This window comes from Mesorhizobium sp. M0518, assembly GCF_040321125.1.
Classification (GTDB): Bacteria; Pseudomonadota; Alphaproteobacteria; order Rhizobiales; family Rhizobiaceae; genus Mesorhizobium.
Window position 1 is genome coordinate 90,938 of sequence record NZ_JAMYQY010000011.1, and the last position, 21,982, is coordinate 112,919.

The following is a 21,982-nucleotide window of genomic DNA, read 5'->3' on the forward strand; positions in this document are numbered from 1 at the left end:
ATGGCTCGCTAGCCGGTTAGGAAATCGTGGCGGGATCACCGCCGCGTCCAGAGGGAAAGAGGAGTAGAGAGTTATGACTTGGAACAAGCAGACCTTGATCAAAATGCTGATGACGGCCGTGAGCGGGGCAGCTGTTGTCAGCGCATCGCTTCCGGCCAGGGCGGCTGAGCCCATCACCTTGCACGCCTTGATGGAGGACGTGCCGGAAACCAAGATCATCGAAGCGCTGTTGCCCGAATTCGAGAAGCAGACCGGCATCAAGGTCGAGTTCGAGAAGATCGGCTATCCCGACATGCACGACAAGCTGGTGTCCCAGCTGACCGCGTCGCAGAGCTACTACAATGTGCTCGAGGTCGACTTCCTGTGGGCCGGCGAATTTCCGGCGGCCGGCTGGCTGGCCGACCTGAAACCCTTCGTCGAGAAATCCAAATACGATCTGAGCCCCTTCATTCCCTCGACGCTTGACCTGCTCGGCCGGACCAAGGACCAGCTGTTCCTGGTGCCCATGTACAACTACTCGATGGGCCTCCTCTACCGCACGGACCTGATCGGCGACGAGAAGCTCAAGGCCGCCTACAAGACGGCAACCGGCAAGGAGCTCGCTTTGCCGACGACGCTCGAAGACTATGTGACGATTTCCAAATTCATGAAGGCCAATGCCGGCGTCGCCGGAGCCGCGATGCAGGGCCAGCGCGGCGATCCCAACAGCATGGAATTCTCCAATTACCTGTTCTCCGCCGGCGGCAGCTATCTCAATGCCGACGGCAAGGCGAGCCTCGACACGGCAGAGGCCAAGAAGGCGCTCGATCTCTATGTCGACAACATCCAGCACGGCGCCCAGCAGGGTGCCGTGTCGGCGACGCTCGATGACACCATGCGCCTGATGTGCAGCGGTTCGGCCTTCAGCATGGTCACCTATTGGTGGATGCTGCCGCAGATGGACGATGCCGTGAAGTGTCCGACGGTCGCCGGCAAGGTCGGCCTGTCGGTGATGCCGGGTGGCCATGGCGAAAGCGGCGGTTGGGGCTGGGGCATTCCCAAGAACACGTCGCCGGAAGAGCAGGAAGCCGCCTGGACCTTCATACAGTGGGTGCAGAGCAAGGATGTTTCGGTGAAGCGCGCGCTCGAGGGCCACGCGCCCGTGCGCAGCGACGTCTATGCCGATGCGGCGGTGCTGGCGAAATATCCCTTCTACAAGACCGCCGAGGATGTGGTGGCGACCGGCAAGTCGTTCCCGATCTTCACCTATTCGGCGCAATACGAGGATCTGCTCGGTACCCAGCTCTCGCTGGCGGCTGGCGGCCAGGCGACATCGGACGCAGCGCTGAAGGCGGCTTCCGACGGCCTGCAGGGGCTCCTCGATAAATAGCGGTCCGGCTCGGCAAGGAGATCCGGCGCGGCGGTGTCAGCCGCGCCGGATCTTGTCCAGACCCCGGATCCTGACGAGATCAGCAACGCCACCCCGACCAAGGCTCGGCTACGATGCACAATGCGATCAAAAAAGGATGGGCTGCCCGTGGCCGCGAGTGGCGGACCGGCTGGGCCTTTGCCTTGCCCGGCCTGCTGCTGCTGGCGATCGTGATGGGCTTTCCGCTGGCCTATGCCTGCATCCTCTCGATCTCCTCGATGACCTTGATCAAGCCGCAGCTTCTGCCGCTTGTCGGGTTCAAGAATTTCGCCTCGATGATCGGCGATGAGCTGTTCTGGAACGCGCTCTGGCTCACCGTGCGCTATTCGGCGGTGACGGTTGTCGGCGAATTCGTGATCGGGCTCGGTATTGCCCTGATGCTCAACCGGACGGTCCGGATGAAGCCGGTCTATTTCGCGATTCTGACCATTCCCATGGCGATGTCGCCGATCAGCGTCGCCTTGATCTGGCGCATGCTGCTCCAGCCCAATCTCGGCATCGCCAATCATCTGATGGAAACGTTCGGCCTGCCGCGCCTCGACTGGCTCGGCACGCCAGGCATGGCGCTCTGGACGATGGCGGCGATCGACATCTGGCAGCAAATGTCCTTCGTCGTGCTGATCCTCGCCGCGGGGCTCGCCGCTTTGCCGCGAGATCCCTATGAGGCAGCTGAAGTGGATGGCGCACGCGGCTGGCAGCAATTCTTCTACATCACGCTGCCGATGCTTCGGCCGGTCGCGGCGATCACCATCATCATCCAGCTGATCAACGAGTTCCGGACCTACGATCTGCCCTATGTCCTGACCAAGGGCGGGCCAGGCAATGCGACCGAAGTGCTGAGCTTCTTTGCCTATCGCCGTGCCTTTCTCGGCCTTTCGCTCAACGAAGGCGCGGCGGCCGCGTTCGTGCTGCTGCTGATCGTCCTTCTGCTCACCGTGATCTTCTTCGCCGTCCTCGAACGCTCGCAATCGGGAGAGGGCCGGAAGTAGGCTGTTAAGCCTTGAGCAATCTATACGGCCTATCCTGGCTTGCAGATTGTCGAGGGAACATGAAACGCAAGCCGCTTCTGCTTTTCGCCTTTCCGTTTCTCATTCTGGCGGTCCTGGCAGGGGAGCGCGTGGCGACCTTGTTGCTGGGCACCTATCCAGCCAGCCCCACCGCGTGGTGGCTATGGCTTGAACTGCGCCCTCTGTCGACGGTGCTTTGGCAGCAGGTCGATGTCTGGCTGGGCGGCTCCATGGCTCTCGACGCCGTCATTCTCGCCGCGGCAGCGATCGTCTGCTGGGTGGCGTGCCATACCAAAAAGTCGGCATTCTCGTTCCTCGCCAACCACGTCGCCTTGATTTTCGCCGGGCTGATGATCGCCGTCGGCAGCCATTCGGAAACGGCGAGCACGATTGCCGAATTCACCTCGCCCAAGGGTCTTCCGTATTCGCTGGCCGTCGATTTCACCTTGAAGAACAGCCTGGTTCTGCTTTTGGGCATCGTGGCCTGTGCCTACTGCCACATCGCCTTCCTCACTGAGGCGCGGGAGCGGTCCGTCCGGGCCATCCGCATCCTGGCGCTGCAGCGCGATCTCTAGACCGTTCGCCCCCTGCACCCCGCCCGCTTCTGGCTCGGCCGGGTCTAGTTGATCCGGCGGTAATAGACCTTGCCGTCGGGCTGCTGGATGCGCTGGTAGTTGGAGCTTGGAGCAGGGGGCGAGGCCGATGCAATTCTCCTCCTGGGTGCGGGCGCTTCGATGACGCCGGGTTCGCTCGCGCTCTCGCCGTCGAGCGCTTCGGGCGCTTGCGCCAGCGTGCTGGTGGCGATCTCGGACGGTTCTTGCGCACCCGGCATGGTCTCGCCGCCGGCGACAGGCGCATTCTGCCCCAACCGGGCGATGTTGCCATCGATCTCGTTGAAGCTGCCCTGCAACTGGCTGTCCAGTTTCTCGAAACGGCTCTGGAAGCCGTTGTTGACCGTGTCGAGCCGGGCCGCGATCCGCTGCTCGAACGCGCCGAGCTGCTCCAGCCGCGCTTCGACGAAACGCAGGTCGCTCATGCCCCGATAGAGATAGACCGCGGCCGCCATGTTGATCGCGGTGATCAGAAGCGCGCCACCGGCGACGATGACGCCGATCGTCTTTGCCTTGCTGGGTTTCTCGGTGGCAGCCGGTTCGCGCTGTTCCTGGTTTCCGATATCGATCGCCGGCATGTCCGGTTCGCTGATCATCGTCATTGGACCACCACCTTTGCGCCGACCGCGACGCGTTTGAAAAGATCGATCACATCCGTATTGGTGAGACGAAAACAGCCCGATGTCCCGTCGAAGCCGACACCCGACGGGTCGTTGGTGCCGTGTATGCGGTAGAGTGTGTCGCGGCCGTCCCGCGAGAGGTAGAGCGCTCTTGCGCCCAGCGGATTATAGGGACCGGCGGGCACCATTTTCGGCAGCTCCGGCTGGCGGGCCCGCATTTCCTGCGGCGGACGCCACTCCGGCCATTCGGTCTTCGCCCCGACCTTGACGGTGCCGGTCCAGCCGAACCCGTCGCGTCCGACGCTGATCTGGTAGCGCAGCGCCTGGCCCTGGCGGGTCACCAGGTAAAGCGCCTTCTCGTCCTTGCGGATGACGATCGTTCCCGGCTGCTCGGCGGTTCTAAAGGCAACGGCCTTGCGCAGGCTGGGCCCCATCGCCGGCAGCGGCGGCCGCTCCGAAAGCGCCGATCGCGCCTCGGCGAAATCGTGGACGGACAGCGCCAGCGCCACGCCGAGCACGCAGGCGCCGGCGAGCTTTGGGACGATCCGATATCTACCGGGCAGCGTCATCGAGCCGCTCTTTGAACATCCGCTTCAGATCCTTGTTGAAGCGCGCCCGTCCATCCACTTCCGATGGCGGGATGGCCCTGTTCAGCGCATCGGTCAGAAGCGCATTGTCCAGCGCCACCGACTTGATGTGCGGCGCCTTGAATATCTTTTCGAGCTCGCTGCGCGAAAAATGGTTCCCGAACCATTTGCGCTTGTGCTTGTTGGCAACCAGCGTGATCGAGACCGCATTGCCGCGCAGCTCGCGGATCTTCTTGTAGAGCCGCTTGCCTTGCCGCAGCGACGCGACATTGAGTTCGAAGACGATGAAGATCTCGTCGCTCGTCGACAGCACGGAATCGTGCCAGGGCGTTTCGAGATTGGGCAGGTCGATGACGATGTCGTCGAAGCGGTAGGCGACGAGGTCGAGCAGCCGGAAGACGAAATCGCTGCCATGCGGCTCGAACGGCAGTTGCGGCCGCTCGAACGCGTAGAGGGTGAGGCCCGACGGGCGCGACAGCTTGATGACGTCCATCAGCTCGACATCGAGCCGCTCCGGCTGGCCGATGATGCCGGCAAGGTCGAACTGGTTGAACAGATTGAGATAGGCGCCGCAATTGGCGCTCTGGAAATCCAGGTCGACGAGACAGGTGGACGCCGCGCGCTCAGTCGATTTCGAGGCCAGGAATTCGGCCGCCGACAGCGCCAGCGTCGTGGCGCCCGCGCCGCCGCTGGCGCCGATGAAGGTGATGATCCGGCTCTTCGTTCCCTGGTTGCCGGTATCGTGGAAGGTCACCGCATTGAGCAGCTCCTTGCCGTCGAGCGGCTTGTGCAGCCAGTCCGAAGCGTTCATGCGCACCAAAACGCGCGTCTGTTCCGAGGTCAGCTCGTCGGAAACCGCGATCAGCGGCACGCTGGCCCACAGCGCGCGCGCCTCGACGATGCCGGGCCTGCCGAGCAGCTCGCCATTGCCGAGATCGAGGATGACGATGCCGGGGCGCGTATCGGCCGGCGGCCCCTTGAGAAAGTCGCTCGTCTCGGAAATCCGCACATCATAGATCGCCAGCGCATCGAGCCGCGTCGCCACATCGCGCTTGAAATTCGGATCCGACGAAAACAGCGCCACCTGCTTGCGCTTGGTCGGCGTAACCTTGGTGTTGATGGCATTCATGACGCGGTACTCTTTAAATCTTCGCCCGTGACGGTGCTCAGCATGGAGGGCATGGTGATGTTGTTGAAACCGAGCAAGGCGCCGAGAAAGAAGAACTGGAATGTCACGCCCTGCAAATTGACGGTTATTGTTGGCACTGGTCCGCCCGGACGGGTTTGATAACCCAATCCCGTGGCCACATATCGGACGACCACATTGGCGGGCTGAAGCATCGGAAAGAAATGGCACATGCCCGGCCGTTGTCCTGCGACGAGTGGCGGGCAGGTGCCGGTGCCCGTCGCGTCTCCGCGAAAGATCTTGTTGAAATTGGCGGCGGTGAACGTTGCTGTGCATCCGGTGCCGACACAACTGCAAGTGCTGGTGGCGCCATTACACGTAAAGTCGTAGTTGCCCACAGGGATCGGATTGCCTGGTACTGTCGTCAGTCCCGCCGCCGCGATTTGGGGTGCGATCGGGTCTGAGATCGAAGCCATACGCGCCCCGATTTCCACGGCTTTGGTCGCGGCACCCCATTGATACCAGGCGTAGCCAAAATCCACGAAGCCAAGGGTCAGTATCAGCAGCAGTGTCATGCTGATGGCGGCTTCCACCATCGCCGTGCCGTCTTCCTCTTTCTTGAACCGGGCTAACATGTGCATCTCACCACCCGGTGTATCGTTCTTCGTGGCCGGCAGAGAAGGTGATCGGCCCCAGGCCGAGATAGTTGAGCAAGGACGCGCCGGTGTATGTGAAAGACGTTTCGAGCCGGACCACGCGGACGCTGGCGGTCGTGCTGTGGTAGTTCGCCAAGCCAGTATTTGGGTCGACGGTCACCGGGATGACGAGATGGTTGAGATCGACGGTGACGGCAGCCGGTAGCCAACCCGTGACCCGGTTTGCAACCGCGCAATTCCCACCGCAGTTGTATGATCCTGTGGCGGCGATGTTTTTTGCATAGGTGACGCAGTCGAGCGCGGTGTTGAACGTCTGATTGCAGCGTGCTGCATAGCGCGCCCCATCATTGAGGCCAGCTTCGATCAGCAGCTTTTGGTGGAGAAGGTTTCCGAACTCGAAAACGCCTGCCGAAAGGCTGATCATCAATGGCGTAATCAGCGTCATTTCGACAAGGACCGCGCCTCGCTCCTCGCGACCAAACTTATGGAACAATGACCTCAATACCGTCAGCATCACATCACCTGTAAAGCTGCGGTTCGTCGCGGAGAAGATGATCGAGCGTGTCGTTGCCCAAGGGGCCATCGACATCGACGATCTCGAAACTTATCGGTTTCTCGTTTGCGCTGGCATCCTCGTCGTCTTTGCTGTTGTCCTGCTTTTGAATTGGATTGGTCAGGAAGGCGCTCACATAGGCGTCTGGCCGCAGGGCGGTGTGACCGTTGATTTTGCCTTGATCGGCGCGGCAGTTCACCACGGCCATGGTGATCAAACGGCGATCTGGGCTGTCCGTCAGCGTTTCCGCAGGGCCTTTATAGCATGCTGGCACGCCGGATTCTTTGGAAGGGGCTGGGGATTTATCTCCGACGGAATAGTGAGCAGGATCGAGTTCATACCTGTAGACATCGTAACGGGAAGGTGGCGCGGACTTGTTCGTCGGATGGCTTGCGCTCGGGATGGGCGGCATGGCGGCGCCGCCGTGGTTGAGCGACCAATAGCTGGAGCGGGCCCACGTCGAAAGGGTCATGCCCGTTGCGTTGTTATAGCCATCGCCGGGCGGGAAACCCATTGCCGAGCCATCGGTGGCCACTGCAAACTTGTTGCAATTGCTCGTTTTGCCTGCGCCTTTGCGCACATTCTTGGAGGGACGGTACAGCGGATTGTTGTCCTGCTGCTTCAGAGAACTGCTATACAGGTCAAAACGAACATTGAGCCCAGCATTGACCGCTCCCAATGTGACGCCAGTCTTGGTTTCGATGGCCTCTCGATTGTAACATGTGCCCGATGTCCCGATGGCGAAAGCGTCCCGCAAAGAGAGCAAATTATTGTCGAGCAATCCGAAATTGCCGGGGCCAGGATTGGAGTCGACCTTTAGGATACGGAACTCGCGGCTGTAGGTGTCTCCATCGGCAAACGCCTGCTGAAATGTTTTCCCGGTGCCGGCGGTGACGCCCTCGAACGGGTTGCAGATGAACATAGGCACGGTATCGCAGATCGCCCGGTTGAACCCTGCCACCGAAACCGTGCTGATGTTGAAGCTGTTCGTACCGCCGATGAAAGAGGCAGGAAACACCGCTGAGAAACCAACGGGTGTGACGCTTACTTCGACGAAGCGCGCAGCAGACGCTTCGCCAGCCTCGTCGGTGATCACATCGGCAGTAGTGATCAGATCGCTGTCATTGGTGGGAAGTGATCGAAGGTAGCGCCTTGCTACGCCGGCCGCCGCAAGTTCGGCCGCACCAGGCGGATCACCGGCGGCCTTGTCGCCAAAACGATAGGTATTGAAGACCAATGTCGAAAGCGCGCGGTCGCCACGAACGATGGAGTCCGCCCTGCCATCTAGTTCAGCGGCGGTCGCCAACGCCATCGCGTCGACGCCTCTTTGAAGGTCATTGTGAAGGCTGTTGGCCCGGCTCATATCGATGACCAGTAGGGCAAAGCCCACAATCACCGGCAGCATGATAGCAACGAGGATCATCGCTATGCCGCGTTGATCGTTCCAGAAGGCTCGAATGGTCCCCAACATGACCTTACTCTCTTTCACCTCGCGCCAGAGCCCCTCGCATGCCCGGCGCCCTCCGCATCCTTCCGTTCAGTTCACGGCGTCACACCCGACCCGCCGACATTGACCGTGATCGCCGGCGGCGGCGGCGGCGGCGGCGGATATTTGTAGGCCTGGGCAACGGCAGCGGCGCGCGCGCCGTCACCCTCGATCTTGGTATTCCTTGCGTTAGGATTGAGCGGATCGACCGTCTGCAGCATCGAATTGAATTTCTGTGTGTCGCCGGCAGCCAGGGTCACCGAATCGTAGTGATTCAGATAGTCCGCGGCGCAGCCCGACAGCGCACCGACGCACACAATGAGGATCAAGGCGCTATTTCTTGACATAGAGCATCTTGTCCTTCGATTTGAAGTCGAGCATGTGGCCATAGGGGCCAGTGACGCCTTCGCCCAGTTCATATTTGCGGACCATGTCCTTGGTCACTTCAAGCTGGCCGAGCACAAAGAATTCCGGATCGTTGGCGGGCCGCGTCTTGTCGAAAGGCGTCGCCAACTGTTCGCCGGGTTTCACCGGCCGCACGATGTGCGGCGTGACGATAACCACCAGTTCGGTCTCTTCCTTCTGGTTGCTCGAACTGCGAAACAGCGTCCCGATAACCGGCACCTGGCCTAGCCACGGCACCTGGTTTTGAAGCTTCGTGGTCTTGCTCGACAGAAGTCCGCCGACGGCGAAGCTCTGGCCATCGCGCAGCTCAACGACAGTTTCCAGCTTGCGGTTGGTGAAGATCGGGTCGCCGGCGGTGGTGAAGCCGGTCAGGTCGCTGACTTCCGGCGCTAGCCTCATATGGATCTTGCCGTCGTCGAGTACGACCGGCGTGAACACCAGATTGACGCCGAATTGCTTGTACTCGATGCTTATCTGCCCATCCTTGTCGAGTGTGCGGATAGGCACTTCACCGCCGGCGTTGAAGCTGGCCCGCTCGCCGGAAAGGGTGGTGAGATTGGGGTTCGCCAGGGTGCGCACCACGCCCTTGGCTTCGAGCGCTTCGATGATCAGATCGACCTTGATGTTGCTGTCGATAACGCGGGTGATCAGCGCTGCGAATGGGTTGGAGGTCGACAGGAGGCCGCTGAGCAGACCGCCCGATCCTAGCACGATATTGTCTTCGTCGGCAGCGGCAATGCCAGTGCCGGTACGGGTCGTGCCGCTCCCGTTCGTGCTCCTGATCGACACGCCGAGGTCGCGGCCGGCATTGCGCTTGGCTTCCAGCACGCGCACTTCGAGATTGACCTGCTGGCTGTCGTCTACGATCACCGAGTTGATGATGGCGTCGGGACCATATTGCTGGGCCACCTCCACGATCGCTGCCAGCGTGGCGCCATCCTTGACATGACCGCCAAGCCTGACCCTGCCGTTGACCGAGCCGACTTCGATGCGCGACTTTGGCGCCACCTGGCGGATCGCCTGCGCCATGTCGCTGACATCGACGCCGACCTCGATCTGGAGGGCGCCGAGCGAGCGCTTGTCCGTCGAGAACAGGTTGACCGTGGTGGTGCCGGCGCCCTTGCCGATGACATAGAGCGTGCGATCGGTCATCGGCTGGGCATCGGCGATCTTCTCGTCGCCGACGACGATATCACCCAGATTGGCACTCACCTGGATCGTCACCGATTGCGACATCGGCAGGAAGATGCGATGGACGCTGGGGGTCGACACATCGATGAAACGATCGGCCGCATTGGCCGCCAGGCTCGACAGCAACAGCGCCGCCAGACAAGGCAACGCGGCCACAGCTATCCCTAACCAAGAACCCCGCATCCCCGTCTCCCCACTCGCTGCCGATGGCAGCTCCGTTTTATTAGCCGCACCTTATCATGGTTGTCGCGGCACGTCATATGTCTCGAGCTTCACGCCCCGAAAAACGCCTATCGTCGCCCGCGCCGGTGGCGCGGGCTGCACGTACTTGACCACTTCCTTGACTTCAGGAGCCGACACCACAGCCGGCGCCGGCTTGACCTTGCTCAACTGGTCGAGACGGTTTCCCACCTTTTCCACGGCCTGGGTCAACCCGGCTATCTTGTCTTCGGCGCGCTTGCGCTCGGCGGCAGCCGCGGCTTCCGCTGCAGCCTTCCTGTCGAGCTCCGCCTGCCTGGCGGCGACGTCTGCCGGCGTTTCGCCGGTCAGGTCGGAAAGCGTCACCCGTTCGGTCGTCTCGCCCTTGTTGGCGGCGGCCTGGCGCAGCGCCAGCGACAATTGACCGGCGCCTGCCGCCAGTGTCAGCTTTTGCGCATCCCTGGTGCTGGCCTCCAGGGTCACGGACTTCACTACCGTCGGGCTGTCCTTGCTTTCGTCGGCCACCTGGTCGATGGCCAGCACCTTCATGCTCTGCAGCAGCACGTCGACGAAACTCTTGTCCGTGCCATCATCGCCGCGCGCCGTGCGGGTGAGTAGAATATCGACTCGATCGCCCGGGAAAACGAAGCCGGCGACGCCGAGCACGTCATTGACGCGGATGGAAACGGCTTTCATGCCTTCGCCAAGCACCGCCGATAGTGTGGCGCGTTGGCCGGGGCCAGTAATCTTGGTAGCAAGAATCGGCTCATTGACGCCGATCGCTTGCAGTGCCTGCTTGGCACCGTCACCTGCCAACAGGTCTTTGGTTGTCTTGAACGCCCCGGCCGGAACCGCACCCGCAGGCCATGCGACTTCGCGCAATTTGTCTGCGCTCAGCGCATCGCCGAACTTCAGCGGCATTGCCGCAACGACGACTGTGCTGCTCTGGATGGCGCCCGATTGGGCCATGGCACTTCGCTGGCCAGCCAGCCAGATATTGACCAGGACAACCGCCAGGACGCCGAACACGCCGGCGAGCACGATCATGACAAGTGTGTTGGCGCGCATGAGCCTAAACCCCAAAAGGCCAGTAAAAATGAACCGCACTCGCCCAGTGCGACCGGTTCAGGTCCGGGTAGCGAGACCCGGACCTGAGCTTATAGGGCGATCAGCTTCCGCCAGCCGCCGAGCAAGTGCCAGTCGGGTGCGCGTCGAGACCGGTGCAAAGTTCTGTGAATCGACCGTTCACCCAGGCGCCGATGGCGATGACAACCATGATCGATGCAACGGCGATGATGCCGATAAGGATGGAATATTCGACCATGGCAGCGCCGTTTTCGTCGTCGCGGAACTGCCGGGTCATCGTCATGAGTTTCTTCATGTCAATTTCTCCCTTTGGAGGTTTGAACCCGACGAGACAGAGCAAAGGATGAAATCCATACCCAAGCATCCCCCGTCATCTCGATCCTAGGTCCCGAGAAAACGCGGAGTCAAACGAGATTAAGGGTTCCTTAACTTTGATGTACATGATTCGGCGAGGAGGTTACAGCTCTGAATTTCCCAACAGATTGATTCTTTTCATTTTTTAAGCGCCTTAACCATTCGTTCACAATTCGGCCGCGCATGTGGCGAGATTGATGAGACATTAGCAGGATAGCATATTCCTTTATATCTAAGGGCTTAGCGGGTCTTTCGGGCGGCTTAGCGCGGAAAACCAAACAGGCTCGGAAAATGGAATCGACCGCCAGACGCAAACCACATCAAATAAACACGTTATTACAGGCTCTGGGTCTTAACTATGTGGAAAGTATTGCGGATACGCGAGCAGCCTGGGCGCTTGTGCCTCCCTTGGTTAACGGTTAGTTTCCGCTAATATGAGTCCGAGGGGAGTATAAGGAATTATGCTGGGGCGGTTCATCAAGGGGCCAAGCGAACAGCAGGCAGTGACAAAGGTCGAGCCACCGGCGGTGTCGCCTGTTGCCCAGCCCCTTTCGATCGCCGCTGATAGTGAATCGCATGGCGATGATTTTCTGACGCTCAAAGTCGAGCTCCACAGTCACCTGATCGACCGGTTCAATCTTGCCGCGCTCGAAACGGCATCGAAGGATGAGATCCTTAACGAGATCCGTCCGATCGTGCGAGAATTCGTTCGCGCTCGCGCCGTGCCGCTTAATGCGCGTGAGCTCGACAGGCTGACCAGCGAGACGGCGGACGAGATGCTGGGGCTGGGGCCAATCGAACCATTGCTCAAGGACGACTCAATAACCGACATCCTGATCAACACCCACAAGCGCGTCTTCATCGAGCGGCGCGGCATAATTGAAGAAACTTCCATCCGCTTCCGCGACGAGGCGCATCTGCTGCGCGTCATCAACAAGATCGTTTCGGCCATCGGCAGGCGAGTCGATGAATCTGCGCCGATGGTCGATGCGCGGCTGGAAGACGGTTCGCGCGTCAACATCGCGGTGCGGCCGATTTCGGTCGACGGCCCCTTGGTGTCGATTCGCAAATTCTCGAAAAATCCCTATTCGCTAGAGCGGCTGATGGCGTTCAACTCCATTCGCCCACCCATGATCGAGCTGTTGCGGATCGCTGTCCAGGCACGCAAATCGATCCTGGTTTCGGGTGGCACAGGCAGCGGCAAGACTACCTTGCTCAATGCGCTGTCGAGCTACATCCCCTCCAAGGAGCGGTTGATCACCATCGAGGATGCCGCCGAACTGCAATTGCAACAGCCGCATGTCGGCCGGCTGGAGACGCGTCCGCCCAATGTCGAGGGTCGGGGTGAGGTGCGCCAGCGCGAATTGCTGAAGAACGCGCTACGCATGCGGCCAGATCGCATCATCGTCGGCGAAGTGCGTGGCGAGGAGGCCTTCGACATGCTGCAGGCGATGAACACCGGGCATGAAGGCTCGATGACCACCATCCATGCCAACACGCCGCGCGATGCGATCTCGCGGCTGGAGCAGATGGTCGGCATGGCCGGCATGCCGATGACGCACGACTCGATCCGGGCGCAGATCGCGTCGGCCATCGACATCATCGTCCAGACACAGCGTCTTTCGGACGGCGGCCGGCGTGTCACCTCCATATCGGAACTGACCGGCATGGAAGGCAATGTCGTCCAGCTCCAGGAAATCTACAACTTCGTCCGCCGTGAGGTGACACCGGAAGGCAAGATCATCGGCGATTTTCGCGCCACCGGCATCCGCCCACGCTTCGCCCCGGAGGCCGCGACGCTTGGCCATCATTTCGCCAAGGACGCCTTCAACCCACAGGTTGCGCTCTGATGCCGACCGGTCAAGCTTTGCTCTATTTTATTTATGTGCTCGCAGCCGCGTCGGCTATTCTTGCCGGCGAGGTTCTGTATCTTTCCTTTGCCAAGAGCCGGTCACGGATTGGGGCGATCAACCATCGGCTGAGGCGGCTGACTGATGACGTTCCGGCCGAACGGACCTTGCAAGGTTTGTTGCGCGAGCGCGGGCTGACGGAGACGGGCGACTTTCTTTTTGGCCTGATCGGGCTGAACAGGCTCTATACCCAATCCGGAATCACTGGAAACCCGCTGTCGTTTGCCACGATGTTTATTCTCGTCGGGCTGGTACTGGCGCTGCTATTGTCGTTCCTTCTCGGCTTCTCGACCTTAGTGTCGCTCCTTGTTTTTCTAACAATCGGATTTGTGCTGCCACTTCTCGTTCTCCGCCGCGCGCGCGCCAAGCGAATCCAGAAATTCGCCAAACAACTCCCCGATGCACTCGACATGATCGTGCGTTCGCTGCGCGCCGGACATCCGGCCTCGGTGGCGGTTGGTCTCGTCGCCCGCGAAATGCTCGATCCGCTCGGTACCGAATTCGGCATCGTCTCAGACGAAATCACCTTTGGCCTCAGCATGGAACAAGCCGTACGAAAACTTTCCCAACGTGTTGGCTTCGAGGGCCTTCATCTCCTTTCGGTTTCGCTGTCGATCCAGGCAAAAACCGGCGGCAATCTGACCGGAATCCTGTCCAATCTTTCGTCGGTGCTGCGCGAAAGGCAGAAACTCAGGAGGAAAATCAAGGCGCTTTCGGCCGAGGGCCGGGTATCTGCATGGATTATCTCACTATTCCCGCTCGTGATGTTCCTGATCCTTCAACTGCTCTCCCCTACCTACTACGGCAACGTTTGGCACGACCCGCTGATCATGCCGGTGTTCCTGATTTTCGGCCTGTGGGCGCTGCTGGGGGATTTCATCATGTATCGAATGGTCAATTTCGATTTCTGACAGGAGCGAGGCATAAACTTGTTTTCGACCATTCTGGATCTGAGCTTCATGGTTTCCGTCGCTGTCTTCCTGGCGGCGGTGGCGCTTTTCTTGTTCGGCGCGCTTGTCTTTTTGCCGGCGCTGCAGACGCGGAAGCTGGTCACACAAAGCCTGATGGCCGAAGGTATTGCCGATCGCCGTTCGCTCGTTGGACAGGAACAGCTCGCCAAGATCGCGGCGCAGCGGCCGGTCGATGCGTATTTTCGATCGATCGAGAAGGAGCGGGACGAGCCAAGTGCCCTCGACGCCAAGCTCTTTCGGGCGGGCTTCTATAAGCCGAGCGCTCCGCTCTTCTATACCCTGTCGCGCCTTGGTGCGGTCTGTGTCGGATTTCTCACAGTCTATACGCTCCTGACCCGAGTGCTCCCGCCTTCCATGCCCGGGTTCATGGCCTTTGCCGGAGCTGGCTTGTTCGGGCTCGCCTGCATTGTGATTCCGAGCATTATGCTTGATCGCTTCGAGAATGCGCAGAAGGAAATCTATCGTCGCGGCTTTCCCGATTTCATGGACATGATGATCACCTGTGCCGATGCCGGCATGAGCCTGGAGGCGGCGGTCGAGCGCGTTAGCAGCGAACTGGCCGGCACTCACAAATGGCTCGGCATCCAGCTTGCGATCATGAATTTGCAGTTGCGTGCTGGCAAGCCATTGCGGGAAGCGTTGCGTGAACTCGCTGACCGGATCGGGCTTGAGGAGGCGCGAGCCCTGGCAGTGTTGTTCCGACAATCCGAAGAACTGGGCACCAGCCTTACGGATGCCCTGCGCGTTTACAGCGAAGAGATGCGTGGGCAAAGAATTCTGAGTGCAGAGGAACGCGCCAATGCTTTGCCGGTGAAAATGATGATTCCGTTGGGGCTTTGTATCTTCCCTGTGGTTATGATGGTTATCATGCTACCGGTGATCATCCGTATGAGGGGCATTTTCTTCTGATTGCGTGTATGATCTGATTCTAATATGAGGTCTGAGACCCTTGGGGGAATCTGTATGAAGAGGGCTATCGCGGCGGCGTTCTGCCTGTTGACGGTTTTGCTTGCCGGCTGCCAGACGGACGCCACCGACGGTGTCGTTCGCACCAACGAGCCGTCGAAAGGCGACGTAACGGCCTTTGGCGATGCTTTCGACGGGCTGAAGACGGTCAGCGATGTCGAATACTATGCCTCGGACCAGGCTGTCGCCGAAGCCAAGAACCAGTTCCGCGCCGAGAATTACGGCAATGCCGGCGCGCTGTTCTTCAAGGCGACGCAACTGGCCCCCAATGATGGTAACGCCTGGATGGGGCTGGCCGCTTGCACCGACCGGATCCACCGCTTCGACCTGTCCGACCGGGCCTATGCCAGGGCCTTCAAGCTGGTCGGCGCGACGCCTGAATATTACAACAATGTCGGCTACTCCTACCTGCTGCGCGGCAAGCTGCAGGACGCACGCTCGAACTTTCTCAAGGCTTATGAGCTGGCGCCTAACGACCCGACCGTCGCCAACAATCTGAAGCTTTTGTCGTCAAGCGTGCAGAACGTCGAGCGCTAGCATGCTGCTCGTCGAAGCTCTGTTGCTGAAAGCGCTCGCCATCCCTCTGCTGGCAAGGATTGCCTGGCTCGATTTCAAAACGCAGAAGATTTCCAATCGCGACGTGCTGCTGCTGCTCTGCCTGGGCGCTGGGGGCTTGCTGCTGCTCTCGCTCCAGTCCGGCTCGTGGTGGGACATGGGGCTGAGCGCCAGTGCAGGGCTTCTGCTGTTCGTCGCGCTCTTGCCCTTCTGGGTCTTGCGCAAGATCGGCGCCGGTGATGTCAAGCTGCTGGCAGTCGTGCCATTCCTGATCAGCGGCGGCGCTCTCGCGGTGTTTTCGGTGCTGCTTCTGGTTTTCGCCCTGGCGACCGCGGCGATCGTGAAAAACCCGTTCATGCTGCCCGCGGGCGCTTTTCGGCTTGTCGTGCAGCATCTGGACCGCAAGGGCGTGGTGCCGTTCGGCGTGCCGATCGCGCTAGCCGCGATCTGTACACTGGCGTTCCTGATCTACAGGAGTTTGATGGTCGCGAGCAGCTCTGGAATCCTCAACCAGCTCAACTGACCCTGACATCTCACGCGGCTGAATTGTCAGGGAGATTTGACGGAGCAAACAAAAACCCGCCTGTGCGGCGGGTCATTGGCGTAAATCTGCACCATAGACAAAAATATACCATCGCTGAGGGCAGGGAGTCAAGAAAAAATTCCTATCGTGAAACGCTGCCGGCGCCGCGGCGCTCCGTTCAGTCCCGCAGCAGATCGAACATCAGCTTGAAGAAGCGGTCCGCATCGACCTCGTGGGCGATGCGGGCATTGTCCTTTTCACCGCGCTCGCCCCAGTAATCGGCGATGGTCGCGCCGAAGGCGTAGGTGCCGGACAGATCGACGCCGATATGGGCAGGGCGCGTGCGCACCAATGTCGGGTCGATGGCCAGCGCCAGCGCCAGCGGATCGTGCATGGCGCCGCCGACGCCCATCGAGTTGCGGTGCAGCTTCTCGTAGAACAGCAGCCAGTCGTTGACGAGCCGGCCGAGCGGCGTGTCGATGGTGGCGAGTTCGGCATATTGCGGCGCCTCGATCAGCACCTGCATGGTGACGTCGAGGCCGACCATCAGGATCGGCACGCCGCTGTCCAGGACGATCTTCAGCGCCTCGGGGTCGCAGAACGCGTTGAACTCGGTCGGCGTGATGATCTCGCTCTTGCGGTAGAACACGCCGCCCATCCAGATCAGCTCCTTGATCTTGGGCAGCACGTCGCGATGCTTGAGGATCATCAGGCCGATATTGCTGAGCGGGCCGGTGGCGACGACCAGGATCGGTTCGGGCGCGGCGCGCAGTCTGTCGGCCAGGAAATCGACGGCGTGCTGGTCAACCGGCTTGATCGTCGCCTGCGGCAGGTAGGGCGAGCCCTCGAGCCCGCTTGGTCCATCTGCGGTGCCGAGCACCAGCGGGCGCGCCAGCGGACGGTGACAGCCCTGCGCGACAGGCACGTCGCCGGCGCCGATATACTCCAGGATGCGCAAGGCATTGGCGGTCGTCTTCTCGACTTCCGCATTGCCGCAGGTCGTGGTGACGCCGAGTAGCTCGATGGCCGGCGAGCGATGCGCCATGACCAGCGCGATGGCGTCGTCGTGGCCGGGATCGCAGTCGAACAGGATAGGAGTTGGCTTGGTCATCATGTCGTCTTTCACGCCGCCCGCTCGTAGCGCGCTATGGTTTTCTTGAAGCCGTCGAGGAAACGCCGGCCGTCGAGGCCGGTACAGATGCGGGTGGTCTTGGGCCCGCCGCCGGGCAGCAATTGCCGGCCGCGATAGGCGACGGTCTGGCCGCGCGCCAGCCTGCCGTCGAGCACGACATCGGCGAACAGCGGCTCGGTCATCGTCGCCAGGCCCGGATCGAAAGCCAGCGCCACGGTGATCACGTCGTCCATCGGGAACCCGACGAGGTCGAAGAATTCGCGCCAGATGTCGATGTAGATCGGGAAGCTGTCGGCGATCATCTCAAGGACGGGATTGTCCCTTGCCACGGCCTGCATGTCGGCGATGTCGTCGCGCGTCAGCATCGAATCGGCGACGCGGTTGTCCTCGCAGATGTCGAGCGGCACGAGGATCTTCTCGACATCGGCGTTGAGCACGATGCGCGAGGCCTCCGGATCGGCCCAGATGTTGTACTCCGACAGGGGTGTGATGTTGCCCGGTGTCTGGAAATTGCCGCCGAGCACGATCAGCCGCTTCAGTGCGCCGGTCAATCCCGGCTCCTGCAACAGCGCCATCGCCGCGTTGGTCAACGGGCCGGTCGTCACCAGCGTGATCTCGCCCGGATTGGCCATGACCGTGCCGATGATGAAATCGACTGCGTGTCCTGATGTGGCCTGCCGCACCGGCGTCGATGCCGGCGGGTTGAACTTCTTCAGGCGATCGCCGAAACGGGCAACGAGCCGTTTTTCGAAATGCACCGGCGCCTCCATGTCGGCCTTGGCGTTGCCGACGATCGGCCGCCACGCGCCGGCGTGAACCGGGATGTCGTCACGCCCGGCGAGCGTCAGCGTGTTGAGGACGACATTGGTGACCTGCTCGATCGGGCCGGCCGCACCGGTCACGGTGGTCACCCCCTCGAGCCGGAGCCTCGGATTGACCGCTGCAAACAGCACGGCGAGAATATCGTCGCCGGCCGAATCCACGTCGAGGATTATGCGTTCCATAGAGGCTTCCTTCACTGGGGATTTTTGCGGCCGGGTTCAGTGTTCTTGTCTACCGACAGCAGCTTACGCATCGATTCCAGCGTCTCGGCGATAACCCTTGGACGCGCCCGGTAGGACAGCGCGAACAATGCGATCAGCGCGACGACATAGGGGACGGTGAGAACCAGGTAGGAGGGATAGCCGAACGTCTGCAGGCGCAACGAAAAAGCATCGGCGAAGCCGAACAGCAGGCAGCCGGCCAGAACCTTCAGCGGATCGCCGTTGGAAAAGATCAGGATCGCCACCGCCATGAAACCACGGCCCGACGACATGTTTTCGGTGAACATGGTGATGTAGCCGAGTGACAGATGAGCGCCGGCGAGGCCGGCCAGCAATCCGCACAGCAGGGACGCGATGTAGCGGACGCGGGTGATCGAGATGCCGAGCGCCTCGGCGGCTTCCGGTTTTTCGCCGACGACGCGGATATAGAGGCCGAGCCGTGTCCGGTTGTAGCAGACGACCAGCAGCGGCACGGCGATGAAGGCGGCATAGACGAGCGGCGTGAAGCCGGAGATCAGCGGCGCCCACGAGCCGAGAAGGTCGCGGGCACCGGGCAGCTGGACTTTCGGCAGGCCGACGATGCCGTGACCGACGATCGAACCGCGCGTGCCGAAGATCGCTTTCATCAGCGAGATGGTCATGCCGCCGGCCAGGATGTTGAGCGCCAGCCCGACGACCACTTCATTGGCCTTGAAGCTCACCACCAGGACGGCAAAAATCAGGGCGAAGACGAGCGCCGCCGCGACGCCGCAGGCGACCCCCGCCAGCGCGGAACCGGTCCAGATCGAACCAAGGACGGCGAAGAAGGCGCCGACCAGCATCTGCCCCTCGAGGCCGATGTTAAAGATGCCGGCCTTGGTGGTGAACGAGCCGCCAAGCGCGACCAGAAGGATGGGCGCGGTGGTGCGAAGCGTCGCAGCGATCAGCGCGACGTTGATGAGCTTGTCTAGAATTTCCATCGCCGCTCCCCTGCCTGGCTGTCGCCACGCTTTCTCACCAGCACCTGGGCCGAGACGCTGAGGATGATCAGCGCCTGGATCACGGTTATGATCTCGCGCGACGCGCTGGTATCGACCTCGAGCAGCAGCGATCCGTTGCGCAGGGCGCCGAAGAACAGTGCGGTGAAGATGGTGGCGACAGGCGAGCCATTGGCAAGCAGGGCGGCGATCAGCCCGTCGAAGCCGAAACCGGGGGCAAATCCTTCCATGAAGCGGTGATGGACGCCGAGCGTCTCGACGCCGCCGGCCAGCCCGCCGACGGCCCCCGAAAGCAGCAGGACCAGGAAACCCTGCCGTTTCACGTTGACGCCGCCATATTCGGCGAATTTCGGCGCCGAACCGACCATCGTGACGCCGTAACCCCATTTGGTGTAGCGGAAGACAAGGGCTGCGCCGACCGCCAGCACCAGGCCAATGACCAGGCCCCAGTTCAACCGCGAAAAGGTGAAGATCTCCGGCAGATAGGATGTCGCCAGGATCGGCGGCGTCTCCGACCAGCCACCCGGCCGCTTGAACAGGAAGATGGTGAAATAGGAGGTGAGCAGCACCGCCACGTAGTTCGACAGGATCGTCGAGACGACCTCGTTGGTGTTGTAGCGGGCGCGGAAATAGGCGGGGATGGCGACCCAGGCCGCGCCTGCCACGACCGCGAGCGCAAGCGCGGCCAGCGTGTGAATGCCCGCGGGCAGGGGCATGGCAAAGCCGACCCACGCGGCGGCGAAACCGCCGAGGAACAGCTGGCCCTCGATGCCGACGTTGAACATGCCGCCGCGCAAGCCGATGCAGGCGGCGACACCGCAGATCAGGATCGGCGTCGTCTGCAGCAGGGTCCCGGCGATCTTCTCCTGATCGCCGAAGGCGCCGCGCAACAGCGTCATGAACACACGCACCGGGCTTTCGCCGACCATGAGGATGATGATCGCGCCCATCAGCAGCGCCACGCCGATGGCGATCACCTGGCCGGAAACGGCACGCAAATGGTCTGTCATGATGCGGTCTCCGCGGCAAATTCCGGCGCGGCCACGCCTGCCATCATCATGCCGATGCGCTCCTCGTCGGCCTCGTCGCCAGCGACCTCGCCCATGATCCGCCCGTTGAACATCACCAGGATGCGGTCGGCAAGGGCGGCCAGTTCGTCGAGCTGCACGGAAATCAGCAGGATCGCGCGGCCGGCGGCCCGCTGGCGCATGATCTCGTCATGAATGGCCTCCTGGGCGCCGATGTCGACGCCACGCGTCGGCTGGTCGATCAGCAGGAAATCGGCGCCATTGGTGAATTCGCGCGCCAGAACGACCTTCTGGATGTTTCCGCCCGAAAGCCGCTTGACCGCATCACCGGCTCCGCGCGCGCGAATATCGAAGCTCTTGATCAGCGTTTCGGCGTTTTGATTTATGGCATTCCAGTTGAGCATGCCGCCGCGGCTCCATGGTGCGCGATGCTGGCGGCCCATCAGGGTGTTGGCCGCTATCGAAGCGTTGCGATCGACCCCGCGCACCATGCGGTCGCCTGGAACATGGGCGAGGCCTGCCTGGCGGATCGCGGCGGGGGAGAGAGCGGTGAGATTCTGGCCCTTCAGCCACGCCCCGCCATGGCTTGCCGGTCGCAGGCCCGAAAGCACTTCCGCCAGCTCCGTCTGACCATTGCCGGCCACACCCGCGATCCCCACCACCTCGCCGGAGCGGACGGTGAAACTGGCGTTGCGAAGGGCCGGCAGCAGGCGATCGTCGCGCGCCCACAGATCCTTCACTTCGAGCACCACGTCGCCGTGCAGCGACGCACGCGCCCGGCGGTCGAAGCTGACCTCGCGGCCGACCATCATGTGCACCAACTCGTCCTTGCTGAGCTCGGCCGTCGGCCGGGTCGCCACCTTCCTGCCGTTGCGCAGCACGGTCACCGTGTCGGACACTTCCATCACCTCTTCCAGGTGATGCGAAATGAAGACCACCGTCATGCCCTCGCCCACGAAGCTGCGCAGCGTCTGGAACAGCTCACGGCTCTCCTGCGGCGTCAGCACGGCGGTCGGTTCGTCGAGGATGATGGTGCGCGCGCCGCGCACCAGGACCTTCAGGATTTCGATGCGTTGCTCTATGCCGACCGAGAGCAGCCCGACGCGCTCGGTCGGATCGACCTGCAGGCCGAAGCGCTTCGACAGGTCGCGCGTGCGCGCAATTTGTGCGGCGTGGTCGATCAGCCCATGGCGACGGATTTCCATACCGAGAAAGACGTTGTCGGCAACCGAGAGCGAGGGAACCAGCTTGAAATGCTGGTGAACCATGCCGAGGCCGGCCTTTATCGCCACGGACGGGTCGGCGATCACGATCTCTTCACCGTTCAGCCGGATCGAGCCTTCGTCCGGCTGCAAGAGGCCGAACAGGATGTTCATCAGCGTCGTCTTGCCGGCACCGTTCTCGCCGATGATGGCGTGGATCTCGCCGCGGCGGACCGCAAGGTCGATGCCGTCATTGGCGACGAATGCGCCAAAACGCTTGGTGATGCCAGTCAACTCGACGGCCATCGCGGCATTGCTGTGGAGGGTCGGCGACCCCGGCGTGTTCGACAACGTGGCTCTCGCAGATTGGACACTGATCCGCCGCGG

At 61.5% G+C, this 21,982-nt stretch carries 23 protein-coding genes; 8 read left to right on the forward strand and 15 right to left on the reverse strand.

Features of this window, described 5'->3' with window-relative positions; genetic code table 11:
• Positions 1-73 precede the first annotated feature (73 nt).
• The 3 genes from NKI66_RS17635 (at position 74) to NKI66_RS17645 (ending at position 2,990) form a co-directional block, all read left to right on the forward strand.
• Positions 74-1,369 (forward strand): extracellular solute-binding protein, encoded by a 1,296-nt coding sequence (locus NKI66_RS17635; protein WP_081734745.1) that lies wholly within the window; start codon positions 74-76, stop codon positions 1,367-1,369.
• A gap of 113 nt (positions 1,370-1,482) precedes the next feature.
• Positions 1,483-2,397, forward strand: a complete 915-nt coding sequence (locus tag NKI66_RS17640; protein ID WP_128302633.1) for a carbohydrate ABC transporter permease — start codon at positions 1,483-1,485, stop codon at positions 2,395-2,397.
• 59 nt (positions 2,398-2,456) lie between these two features.
• Positions 2,457-2,990 carry a hypothetical protein gene (locus NKI66_RS17645; RefSeq protein WP_352752382.1) on the forward strand — a complete coding sequence of 178 codons (534 nt, stop codon included), beginning with the start codon at positions 2,457-2,459 and terminating at the stop codon, positions 2,988-2,990.
• 44 nt (positions 2,991-3,034) lie between these two features.
• Here NKI66_RS17645 and NKI66_RS17650 read toward each other — a convergent pair whose 3' ends face one another.
• From NKI66_RS17650 to NKI66_RS17695, 10 genes are all read right to left on the reverse strand, one after another.
• Complete coding sequence (locus NKI66_RS17650) at positions 3,035-3,628, reverse strand: hypothetical protein (RefSeq protein WP_352752384.1); 594 nt, start codon at positions 3,626-3,628, stop codon at positions 3,035-3,037.
• Entirely contained in the window at positions 3,625-4,215 is a 591-nt protein-coding gene (locus NKI66_RS17655; protein WP_352752386.1) for a L,D-transpeptidase, read from the reverse strand. The genes NKI66_RS17650 and NKI66_RS17655 overlap by 4 nt, the downstream gene beginning before the upstream one ends.
• Entirely contained in the window at positions 4,199-5,362 is a 1,164-nt protein-coding gene (locus NKI66_RS17660) for a CpaE/TadZ family protein (RefSeq protein ID WP_352752388.1), read from the reverse strand. The genes NKI66_RS17655 and NKI66_RS17660 overlap by 17 nt, the downstream gene beginning before the upstream one ends.
• Positions 5,359-5,994 carry a TadE/TadG family type IV pilus assembly protein gene (locus NKI66_RS17665; RefSeq protein WP_352752390.1) on the reverse strand — a complete coding sequence of 212 codons (636 nt, stop codon included), beginning with the start codon at positions 5,992-5,994 and terminating at the stop codon, positions 5,359-5,361. Before NKI66_RS17665 ends, NKI66_RS17660 begins: the two co-directional genes overlap by 4 nt.
• A 7-nt stretch (positions 5,995-6,001) precedes the next feature.
• A complete protein-coding gene (locus tag NKI66_RS17670) occupies positions 6,002-6,604 on the reverse strand; it encodes a TadE/TadG family type IV pilus assembly protein (RefSeq protein ID WP_352752393.1) in 603 nt (200 codons plus the stop codon).
• Positions 6,534-8,039 (reverse strand): pilus assembly protein TadG-related protein, encoded by a 1,506-nt coding sequence (locus tag NKI66_RS17675; protein ID WP_352752395.1) that lies wholly within the window; start codon positions 8,037-8,039, stop codon positions 6,534-6,536. The genes NKI66_RS17670 and NKI66_RS17675 overlap by 71 nt, the downstream gene beginning before the upstream one ends.
• A gap of 71 nt (positions 8,040-8,110) precedes the next feature.
• Positions 8,111-8,383, reverse strand: coding sequence for a hypothetical protein (locus tag NKI66_RS17680; RefSeq protein WP_352752397.1), 273 nt, complete (start codon positions 8,381-8,383; stop codon positions 8,111-8,113).
• Between the two features lie 4 nt (positions 8,384-8,387).
• Entirely contained in the window at positions 8,388-9,833 is a 1,446-nt protein-coding gene (locus NKI66_RS17685) for a type II and III secretion system protein family protein (RefSeq protein ID WP_352752399.1), read from the reverse strand.
• 54 nt (positions 9,834-9,887) lie between these two features.
• A complete protein-coding gene (gene cpaB / locus NKI66_RS17690; protein ID WP_127292963.1) occupies positions 9,888-10,916 on the reverse strand; it encodes a Flp pilus assembly protein CpaB in 1,029 nt (342 codons plus the stop codon).
• A 100-nt stretch (positions 10,917-11,016) separates the two neighbouring features.
• Complete coding sequence (locus tag NKI66_RS17695; protein WP_127292960.1) at positions 11,017-11,229, reverse strand: Flp family type IVb pilin; 213 nt, start codon at positions 11,227-11,229, stop codon at positions 11,017-11,019.
• Positions 11,230-11,749: 520 nt separating this feature from the next.
• Between NKI66_RS17695 and NKI66_RS17700 the strand changes: the two genes are divergently transcribed.
• Genes NKI66_RS17700 through NKI66_RS17720 form a run of 5 tightly spaced genes read left to right on the forward strand, consistent with a single transcriptional unit; the run spans position 11,750 to position 16,213 of the window.
• Entirely contained in the window at positions 11,750-13,138 is a 1,389-nt protein-coding gene (locus NKI66_RS17700) for a TadA family conjugal transfer-associated ATPase (RefSeq protein WP_352752402.1), read from the forward strand.
• A complete protein-coding gene (locus NKI66_RS17705) occupies positions 13,138-14,109 on the forward strand; it encodes a type II secretion system F family protein (protein WP_127292954.1) in 972 nt (323 codons plus the stop codon). Before NKI66_RS17700 ends, NKI66_RS17705 begins: the two co-directional genes overlap by 1 nt.
• An 18-nt stretch (positions 14,110-14,127) precedes the next feature.
• Positions 14,128-15,078 carry a type II secretion system F family protein gene (locus tag NKI66_RS17710; RefSeq protein ID WP_127292951.1) on the forward strand — a complete coding sequence of 317 codons (951 nt, stop codon included), beginning with the start codon at positions 14,128-14,130 and terminating at the stop codon, positions 15,076-15,078.
• 54 nt (positions 15,079-15,132) lie between these two features.
• Positions 15,133-15,672 (forward strand): tetratricopeptide repeat protein, encoded by a 540-nt coding sequence (locus NKI66_RS17715; RefSeq protein WP_127292948.1) that lies wholly within the window; start codon positions 15,133-15,135, stop codon positions 15,670-15,672.
• Position 15,673: 1 nt separating this feature from the next.
• Complete coding sequence (locus NKI66_RS17720; RefSeq protein WP_352752405.1) at positions 15,674-16,213, forward strand: prepilin peptidase; 540 nt, start codon at positions 15,674-15,676, stop codon at positions 16,211-16,213.
• Positions 16,214-16,391: 178 nt separating this feature from the next.
• Here NKI66_RS17720 and NKI66_RS17725 read toward each other — a convergent pair whose 3' ends face one another.
• Genes NKI66_RS17725 through NKI66_RS17745 form a run of 5 tightly spaced genes read right to left on the reverse strand, consistent with a single transcriptional unit; the run spans position 16,392 to position 21,901 of the window.
• Positions 16,392-17,339: a nucleoside hydrolase gene (locus tag NKI66_RS17725; RefSeq protein WP_352584258.1), complete on the reverse strand. Its 948-nt coding sequence runs from the start codon at positions 17,337-17,339 to the stop codon at positions 16,392-16,394.
• Positions 17,336-18,349 (reverse strand): nucleoside hydrolase, encoded by a 1,014-nt coding sequence (locus tag NKI66_RS17730; protein ID WP_352752406.1) that lies wholly within the window; start codon positions 18,347-18,349, stop codon positions 17,336-17,338. The genes NKI66_RS17725 and NKI66_RS17730 overlap by 4 nt, the downstream gene beginning before the upstream one ends.
• Before the next feature lie 11 nt (positions 18,350-18,360).
• Complete coding sequence (locus NKI66_RS17735; RefSeq protein WP_352752408.1) at positions 18,361-19,347, reverse strand: ABC transporter permease; 987 nt, start codon at positions 19,345-19,347, stop codon at positions 18,361-18,363.
• Positions 19,335-20,375: an ABC transporter permease gene (locus tag NKI66_RS17740; RefSeq protein WP_127272241.1), complete on the reverse strand. Its 1,041-nt coding sequence runs from the start codon at positions 20,373-20,375 to the stop codon at positions 19,335-19,337. Before NKI66_RS17740 ends, NKI66_RS17735 begins: the two co-directional genes overlap by 13 nt.
• Complete coding sequence (locus NKI66_RS17745) at positions 20,372-21,901, reverse strand: ABC transporter ATP-binding protein (RefSeq protein WP_502900944.1); 1,530 nt, start codon at positions 21,899-21,901, stop codon at positions 20,372-20,374. The genes NKI66_RS17740 and NKI66_RS17745 overlap by 4 nt, the downstream gene beginning before the upstream one ends.
• Positions 21,902-21,982: the final 81 nt, after the last annotated feature.